The organism is Kitasatospora sp. NPDC057518, assembly GCF_042802075.1.
Lineage (GTDB): Bacteria > Actinomycetota > Actinomycetes > Streptomycetales > Streptomycetaceae > Kitasatospora.
This window is the reverse complement of sequence record NZ_JBHVEU010000433.1, coordinates 1-7,592: the sequence shown is the minus strand read 5'-3', so window position 1 is coordinate 7,592 and position 7,592 is coordinate 1. Positions and strand designations below refer to the sequence as shown.

The following is a 7,592-nucleotide window of genomic DNA, read 5'->3' as shown; positions in this document are numbered from 1 at the left end:
GTTCGGGCCTTCACCCGTGAAGGCCCGAACCCACGATCGAGGGCGTCATACAGCACGATCCGGTTCGCGGAACGGTTGAGGATCCACAGCACGCGATGCCCACGTGGCGTCCCGGCTCCCCCCGGACACATACGCGCCGAATACAGAGGTATCGAGATCCTCGAGGGACTCCAGTACCAGCGTGGCAATCGCGAAGCGAGGATCACTGCGATCAGCGGCCTCGGGAACGGCGACGACCGTCATCTGGGCTGACACGCCGGCGAGGACGCCGTTGAGCGAGTCCTCGATCACGACGCATTCGTCGGGTGACGCGCCGAGGGCGGCGGCTGCGCGGAGATAGGCGCCCGGGTGGGGCTTGCCGTGTTCGTCGTCTTCGGCCGAGAACACGGCATCGAAGGATCGGTCAAGGCCGGTGCTCGCGAGCGCATGCCGAATCACCGACTCCGGCGAAGACGACACGACGGCCATCGCCCTCGATGCACGCGCGCACGCCGCGACGGCGTGTTCGGCGCCGGGTTTCAGCGCCACTCCCTCCAACCTGCGGCACACGGCGGCCACGATCTGCTGCTCGACGTCGTCGGGGTCGGCTTGAATCGTGGCCCGATCGAACCAGTAGGCCACCATGTCCCGTTGCCGCAGCCCGCGCGTCGCCGCCTGCATCTCCGTTGTGAGGTGCAGGCCAAGCGGACCGAACACGTCACGCTTTGCCGCGTCCCAGACCGGCTCGGAGTCGATCAGAAGGCCGTCCAGGTCGAACAGGACAATCGGTTGCATCGGTTGCTCTTTCGTTGGCGATCACGCGAGGACGAGACGATTCGCTGCCCCGCCGGGCATGAGCGGATGGTGCCGTGGCCGATGACGAGGCCCATGAGCCGCCGGCCGGCCCGGCGGCGAGCGTGAACCGTCCCGGGGCGGGCTCGTCGGCCCACCCCCGGTCGGCCGACCGCTTCATCCTCGATCGAACTCCTTCCACACTAGCCGGAACCGGCTCCAGTCCGAGTACGGAAGTTGATCTTCTGACAGGACATCACCGGCTTCCCGCCGGATGCTTGCCCGGTGAGCGTGGCGAGGACGCGCTGGCGGTGGGGAGCGAGCGCGTCCGTGGAAAGCGCGGGACGCCACACCGGGACGATCGAGCCCGATCGCGCGGGCCCTCGGTAGGGAGACTCCTGCGGGAGCGTTCGTCGCGGGCACCGGCCCGGAGGAATCACCGGCTTCCGGGCCGGCTTCACCTGCCTGTCCAGGCCGTCTCCGCTTCGGCGAGCTCAGCGAGTACCCGGTCCGCCGCCTCCCGAAGCCCCTCCACGCGCTCGCGCGCGGCCGGCTCCCGCTCCTCCAGGAGACCCGCCAACGGCTTCTTACGCCTGGGACAGTGGAACACTGGCTCTCCGATGCAGCGCTGGTGCCGCATCAGCGGAACCGTACCGATGTCTGCGCGGCTTCAGGGGTTGATGAACGAGTGATCTGGCCCAACAGCGTCCGGGCGAACGTCAAGACCGGGCACGACCGGGAGGTGTTCGCCGTCTATCCGCACCGGTCGGCCTGCCCTCAGTCGGTCTGGGCGCAGCTGATCGCCGAGGCGCGGTCCGAGGTCTTCCTCGCCGGGTACACCAACTACTTCGTCTGGCTGGAGCAGCCCGCCCTCCTCCAGACCCTGCGGCGCAAGGCCGAGAGCGGCTGCCGCATCCGCTTCCTCCTCGGCGATCCCGAGTCCGGGACGACGCGCCGGCGCGAGCAGATCGAGGACGTGGCCCTCACCGTGTCCACCCGGATCCGGGTCACGCTGGAGCACCTGGCCAAGCTCTCCGGCAGCCAGGGCGTCGAGGCGCGCTTCAGCTCCCCGGAGGACGGCCCGAACCACATCGGCCTGTCCGTCTTCCGCTTCGACGAACACGCCCTGGTCACCCCGCACCTGGCCCGCACCGTCGGCCACGACTCCCCGCTGATGCACCTGCGACGCAGCGAGGAGAACGGCATGTTCGACCGCTTCGCCGAGCACATCGAGGAACTCTGGTCCCGGGGCAACACCATCCCCACCGACCCGGCCCGCGCATAGGAAGTCGGCCCCGCCGACTTTCTGCTCCACCGCTCAACCAGGAGGGCACCACCATGAACAGCGGCGGCCGGAACGGCTGCGGGGACGGCGCCGCCGATCCCTCTCCCGCAGCGCTCCACTCCGTGTCCGTCGCGGGAGTGGTCGTCCGCGAGGACGGGCGCGTGCTGGCGATCCGGCGGGCCGACAACGGCGCCTGGGAGCCGCCGGGCGGCGTCCTCGAACTCGCCGAGACCGTCGAGGACGGCCTGTGCCGCGAGATCCGAGAGGAGACCGGCATCGAGGTCGCCGTCGACCAACTCACGGGTGTCTACAAGAACATGGCCCGTGGCGTCGTGACCCTGGTCTTCCGCTGCCACCCCACCGGCGGCGCCGAACGGCTCTCCTCCGAGTCCACCGCCATCGCCTGGCTGGCCCCCGACGAGGTCGCCGACCGCATGGCCGAGGTCTACGCCGTCCGCGTCCTCGACGCCCTGCACCCCGGCCCCGCCCGCGTCCGCTCCCACGACGGCCGGCGCCTCACAGCCACCCCCGAACGCCTCGCGTGAGAAGTCGGCCCCGCCGACTTCCCGCTCCGCCGTCCATGGCCAGAGCCCGCGCGCGCCCTTACGGACCCCTCGCGGCAGGGCGGTCGCCGACGGCGTCCCCGGCCTCATGTCCGTGCACGACTCCAAGGACCCCTCCGGCCGGGCCCTCCCCCGCTCCTGTGCGGGGCCGGGGCCCGGTTCGATTCGCGGGAGGCGGATCTTCTCCCCCACGGGCTCCAACTGCGGGTGGTCCGCCCGCAGTCGCGGCGTGACGGCCGGGGGCAGCGGGCGGCAGCGGCCGTCCGCGCCCAGGTGCGGCTCGGCTCCAGAGCCACCTCCGCCAGGCGGGCGAGAAAGCCAGCCGGAAGGCGTGGTGGCTGAGGGAGAGGTGGTTGCCGGTGAGCGTCTGCACGAAGGTCTCGGTGAAGTCGACGGCCGAGTCGTCGAACCCGAGCTTGCCGACGACAACGGTAAGCACGCCCCCATCGGACAGCCGCTGGCTGTCGACGTTGCTCAGGTCCCGGAGCTTCGCCTCGATGGCCAGTCGTCCCTGGACCTGCTGGCCTTCGAAGGTGAGCAGCGCGTCCTCCGCGTAGAACCCCCGCCACGCCTGCGCGGGACTCGCCGCCCTCGTCGAAGTGGGCGTAGTAGCCCCTCACGAAGTGAGCACCGATGTCTTCGCATCCCGTGGTGAAAGTCATGGCGGGCGAGCTCACAGGGAGGTCGTCGTCAGAATGCGGGTTCAACCGTTCCGGCACTGTTTGTTCGGCTCTCGGAGGCCGGACCGCCCCGGGAGCGTCCGAGGCTGTTCGTCGGGACGATGCTGCCAGGGGTCGCGGCGCCCGCCCGGCACGCCGGGCGCCGCGACCGCGCACGTCACGCCGGCGAGGTGGCCGTCCGGCCGAGGTGCCGGGTGAGGAAGCGGGCCGCGCTGTCGGCCTCTGACCTGGGGAAGTCGAAGTGCTTGCCCGCATTGGCGTGCAGTGTCTTCTCCGTCGAGGCGAAGGCGTCGAAGAGTGCGAGGGCGGCCTCGCGCGGGATGCGCTCGTCGTCCCACTGCATGGCGAACTCGATCGGGACGGTGATCCGCCGCGCCTGCTCGACCAGGGCGTCGGGCCACATCAGTCCGAAGACCGCGGCCGTGATCCTGGGCTCGGCCGCCACCAGCGGCACGCCGAGCGCGGTGCCCATGGCGATGCCGACGTAGCCCACCGGCCCGTCGGCGCCGATCTCCGGCAGCTCCTGGAGGGCGTCCAGGGCCGCCTGCCACTCGGGTACGGCGAGCTCGGCCAGGCGGGCGTTGTAGCGGACGACGACCGGGCCATCCGGCTCGCCCGCCGCCTGCGCCGCGCGCAGTTCGGCGATGTCCGCCTCGTCCTGCGCGCTGCGCGGCCGGTCGCCGTGCCCGGGTGCGTCGAGGACGGCGACGTGGAAGCCGCAGCCGGCCGTCAGGAGCCGCGCCCGGCCCGCCATGGAGGGGTGCTTCTTGTGGGCGCCGCCGCCGTGGCCCATCAGGACCAGGGGCGCGCGACCGGTGCCGGTGGCAGGGGAGGCGGGTGACCAGAGCACGCCGGGGACGCCGCCCACGGTGAAGTCGCGTTCGGTCATGCCGTCCGCCGTGGACTCGGCGGTGAAGTGAAGGGGCTGGGAAGAGTGCATCGGTGTGGCCTTTCGGGAGTTGCCTGCTCATCGCGGCGCTCCCGGCGACACCCTGCGTCAGTCGCCGGCCGTGAACCCCAAGGGGAGCACCCATATCGGTACTGCGGTCATGGGTATCACCTCCTCGGGCGGTGTCACGGTCGACTGCAAGCTACAAGCCCGGGCCTCGTCCCGTCCAACCCTTTTCCCGGCCACGTGATCACGGCTCCACGCGCCCCGGTGCCAAGCGGCCGTACGCATTCCTACAAGACCCCCGCTTCCGCGCCCGGACAGGATGGGCTTCCGAAGGACCCCTACAAGGAGGTTTCATGCTGAAACGCCTGAAAGCGGGAACCATGAAGAAGCGTCTGCTCGCGGTGCCCTTCGCCGTCGCGGCCGCCCTGGCGGTGTGCGTCGCCCCGGCCGCGTCCGCCGCCACCGGCGCGGGCGGCACGGGCGCCGGCCAGGCCGGCTTCTCGGCGCAGGCCCGGGACCTGGGGCTGAGCGGTGCCCAGGCCAGGAGCCTGCAGGACCGGGTCGACGACTACCTCGCCAAGACCCCCGGGGCGAGCCAGGTGGCCGTCAACAAGATCGCCCTGCCCGGCGGCGAGCTGCTGCTCCCCCTGCCCGGGGAGGAGCGGGCCCGCGACCTCGCCGCCAAGGGCGACTCCCCCGCCCTGTCCTCGGGCTGCCCGTACACCTACGTGTGCGCGTACAGCGGCACGAACTTCACGGGCGAGGAACTGCGCCTGTTCACCTGCAACTACCCGGTCCGCATCTACTGGACCGGGACCGGATCGTGGATCAACAACCAGCGGTCCACGCTGTACGCCAGGTTCTACGGCGCCGACGGCAACGTCGGCTGGACCTCGCCCGGCGGCTACAGCGAGGACCGCGCGGCCCCCTGGGGCTGGGTCTACTGGCTCAGCCCCTGCTAGAACGGCCGCGCCGGAGTGGGAAGTCGGCCACGCCGACTTCCCACTCGCTACCACACAGGCGACCGGAGCACGACAAGAACGGTCCACTGCGGGTGCTCGGCACGGTCGCGTTGCTACGTTCCGGCCCATGGACTTCACCAGCATCGCGAACTCGTTCGTCCAGCACTACTACGCGACCTTCGACGGCGGCAGCGCCACCCGCAACAACCTGGCGAGCCTCTACCGCCCCGAGTCGATGCTCACCTGGGAGGGCAAGCAGGTCCAGGGGCAGTCGGGCATCATCGAGACGATCAACAAGCCCGAACTCGCCGTCGTCAAGCACAGCGTCACCTCCTCCGACGCCCAGCCCGCTCCGGGCGGCGGCGTCCTGGTCCTGGTGACCGGCAACCTCGCCGTCGACAACGCCTTCGACAAGCCGATGCAGTTCACCGAGACCTTCAACCTGCAGCCGATCCCCGGCCAGCCGGGCGGCTTCTTCGTCTATAACCAGGTCTTCCGCCTCGTCTTCGCCTGATACGGCGGCCCGCTCCGGTGCTGCGGCTGCGTGAACTGGCCGACGGCGACGCCGAGTCGGTTCGCCGCATCCATGCCGACGGGTCCGCCACGGATGTGTGGTTCGGCGCGATGACCGGCGTCCAGGCCCTCGCCTACGTCCGCGAGGCCGCCACGGACCCCGGGCTCCTCGTTCGCGGCATCGAGGTGGGCGGGGACCTGCTCGGCGTCGTCCGGCTCCGGCTCGACCCCGGCCGCGGCACCGGCCGGCTCAGCTACGTCGTGCGCGAGGACGCCCGGGGCAGCGGCCACGCCACCGCCGCCGTACGGCAGTTCCTCACCGGCGACGGCCTGCCCGCCCGGGTGCTCGCCGTCCACCGGGAGGCCAACCCCGCCTCCGGCCGGGTCCTCGCCAAGGCCGGATTCACCCCCACCTGCACGAGCGCCGGCCTCGTCCACCACGAACGCGCGCGCTGCTGAACGACGCTCTGGAGTAGGAAGTCGGCCGGGCCGACTTCCTGCGCCTCCCGTGGCGTGGTGACGGCACGTCACTCCGAGCGGGACGGCAGCAGCGTGCCCCGCTCGTTGTTCCGAGCACGGGGCGGGGTGCTCCGTCGGACACCGGTGGGCAGCAGGCAGCCTCGCCGCGGGCCCGGAGTGGGATGACGGACCCTCGCGCTCATCGACACGAGGGTCCGTTCGGGCCCGGGGCCTACATCAGAAGAGGCCCGCGCGCACGTACTGGGTGAGGTTCTCCAGGATCTCCCGCAGCCACGGGCTGCGGACGGCCGGCAGCCGGGCCAGGGTGTGCCGGAACACGCCCTCGTCGGCCCGGAAGGGGTAACGGGCGCGCGGAGCGGGCGGGTCGTCGCGCAGGACGCCGTCGGGCATGCCACCCGACGCGGGGACGGGCAGGTGCGGCTCGGGGAAGGCCAGCCACCGCCACACCCCGACCGGCAGCGGCACCGGGTACGCGTGGGAGGCCTGAGCGGGCGGGGCCCAGGCTTCTCCCGTCCGGGGGTGGGTCGGCACGAGGAGGATGTCGGCCCCGCTGTCGGGGGCGGGCAGTCCCGGTCCGGCCAGGACGGCGCGCAGCGGCGACGGGCCCGCGGGCAGCAGGGCGTCGAGGGCGCGTTGGAACACCTCCGCGGCCGGGCCGTGCGGGACGGTCACCGGACGGCGTTCCGAGGCCGCCAGCAGGTGGGCGAGGGCCCGGCCGGCCGCGGCCTCCCACTGCGGGCTCCACGACCAGAAGTGGCCCGACCCCAGCCGCGAGCCGCCCCACGTGACGATCGGCTCGAACGGGGGCGTGCCCTTCCCCTCCGCCACCGCCTCCGTCCAGGACAGCGGCGCGACGGGCTCTCCGTCGACGGGGAGGCGACGCACGGCGTCCGGCGCGAGCCACACCGCCTGCCAGAGCGAGCAGTCGTCGACCCGGCTCGCCACCGGCCGACCGCAGGCCGCACAGGCCGTGTTGGGGCCGTCGGCACCGTCGAGGCCGCAGCAGGAGCCGCCGCGCCCCTCCGGGATCAGCAGGGTGTTGCGCGCGTCCCCCGGGGCGATGACGACCGCGCCGGGCGCACCGTCGGACAGGGCGGGGACCGGCGCGTGGATGCCGCGGGCGGCCGCCTCGTCGGGACGGACCTCCTCCCACCGCCGCCAAGGCGGCCCCCAGGGCTCCGGGTCCACGGCGAACGTGCCGGGTTCCATCAGCACGGGGAGTTGGAGCCCGTTTCCGTACTTCTGGTGGGCGTGGACGGGCAGGGCGACTCGGAACAGTGCGGTGGTCAGCTCGGCCCCGCACCCCGCGCACACAAAAACGAACAACTGTCCTCCGTCTGGGAAACGGAGGCATCCTCGCAGCTCAGGGGCGGCCGGCCAAGCGGGTTTCCGGACCGGCCCCGTTCGGCACCGGGAGCGGCCCGGCCGCTCCGGGTGCCGAAC

The 7,592-nt window shown here is 72.2% G+C and carries 8 protein-coding genes and 1 pseudogene; 5 read left to right on the top strand and 4 right to left on the bottom strand.

The window, feature by feature from the left end; all coding sequences use genetic code 11:
* Positions 1–45: 45 nt before the first annotated feature.
* Complete coding sequence (locus ACFU7Z_RS32220) at positions 46–774, bottom strand: HAD family hydrolase (RefSeq protein ID WP_380781379.1); 729 nt, start codon at positions 772–774, stop codon at positions 46–48.
* 685 nt (positions 775–1,459) lie between these two features.
* On the opposite strand from ACFU7Z_RS32220, the gene ACFU7Z_RS32215 reads away from it, so the two are divergent.
* Together ACFU7Z_RS32215 and ACFU7Z_RS32210 are read left to right on the top strand one after the other, a co-directional pair.
* Positions 1,460–2,056: a DUF5919 domain-containing protein gene (locus tag ACFU7Z_RS32215; protein ID WP_310593047.1), complete on the top strand. Its 597-nt coding sequence runs from the start codon at positions 1,460–1,462 to the stop codon at positions 2,054–2,056.
* Between the two features lie 53 nt (positions 2,057–2,109).
* Positions 2,110–2,601, top strand: a complete 492-nt coding sequence (locus ACFU7Z_RS32210) for an NUDIX hydrolase (protein WP_380781377.1) — start codon at positions 2,110–2,112, stop codon at positions 2,599–2,601.
* A gap of 58 nt (positions 2,602–2,659) precedes the next feature.
* Here ACFU7Z_RS32210 and ACFU7Z_RS32205 read toward each other — a convergent pair.
* Both ACFU7Z_RS32205 and ACFU7Z_RS32200 read right to left on the bottom strand, forming a co-directional pair.
* Positions 2,660–3,184, bottom strand: a pseudogene (locus ACFU7Z_RS32205) (ketosteroid isomerase family protein); the annotation flags it as partial.
* A 272-nt stretch (positions 3,185–3,456) separates the two neighbouring features.
* Positions 3,457–4,239, bottom strand: coding sequence for an alpha/beta hydrolase (locus tag ACFU7Z_RS32200; protein ID WP_380781375.1), 783 nt, complete (start codon positions 4,237–4,239; stop codon positions 3,457–3,459).
* Between the two features lie 308 nt (positions 4,240–4,547).
* On the opposite strand from ACFU7Z_RS32200, the gene ACFU7Z_RS32195 reads away from it, so the two are divergent.
* The 3 genes from ACFU7Z_RS32195 (at position 4,548) to ACFU7Z_RS32185 (ending at position 6,128) form a co-directional block, all read left to right on the top strand.
* Entirely contained in the window at positions 4,548–5,156 is a 609-nt protein-coding gene (locus ACFU7Z_RS32195; RefSeq protein ID WP_380781373.1) for a peptidase inhibitor family I36 protein, read from the top strand.
* A 127-nt stretch (positions 5,157–5,283) separates the two neighbouring features.
* A complete protein-coding gene (locus tag ACFU7Z_RS32190) occupies positions 5,284–5,670 on the top strand; it encodes a nuclear transport factor 2 family protein (protein ID WP_380781371.1) in 387 nt (128 codons plus the stop codon).
* 17 nt (positions 5,671–5,687) lie between these two features.
* Entirely contained in the window at positions 5,688–6,128 is a 441-nt protein-coding gene (locus tag ACFU7Z_RS32185) for a GNAT family N-acetyltransferase (protein WP_380781369.1), read from the top strand.
* Positions 6,129–6,365: 237 nt separating this feature from the next.
* Here ACFU7Z_RS32185 and ACFU7Z_RS32180 read toward each other — a convergent pair whose 3' ends face one another.
* Positions 6,366–7,475, bottom strand: a complete 1,110-nt coding sequence (locus tag ACFU7Z_RS32180) for a hypothetical protein (RefSeq protein ID WP_380781367.1) — start codon at positions 7,473–7,475, stop codon at positions 6,366–6,368.
* Positions 7,476–7,592 lie beyond the last annotated feature (117 nt).

What these genes read in the sequence shown, in the direction of transcription:
- ACFU7Z_RS32190 (WP_380781371.1), top strand. Translation starts at nt 5,284, where the DNA reads ATGGACTTCACCAGCATCGCGAACTCGTTCGTCCAGCACTACTACGCG.
- ACFU7Z_RS32220 (WP_380781379.1), bottom strand. Translation starts at nt 774, where the DNA reads ATGCAACCGATTGTCCTGTTCGACCTGGACGGCCTTCTGATCGACTCC.
- ACFU7Z_RS32200 (WP_380781375.1), bottom strand. Translation starts at nt 4,239, where the DNA reads ATGCACTCTTCCCAGCCCCTTCACTTCACCGCCGAGTCCACGGCGGAC.
- ACFU7Z_RS32195 (WP_380781373.1), top strand. Translation starts at nt 4,548, where the DNA reads ATGCTGAAACGCCTGAAAGCGGGAACCATGAAGAAGCGTCTGCTCGCG.
- ACFU7Z_RS32210 (WP_380781377.1), top strand. Translation starts at nt 2,110, where the DNA reads ATGAACAGCGGCGGCCGGAACGGCTGCGGGGACGGCGCCGCCGATCCC.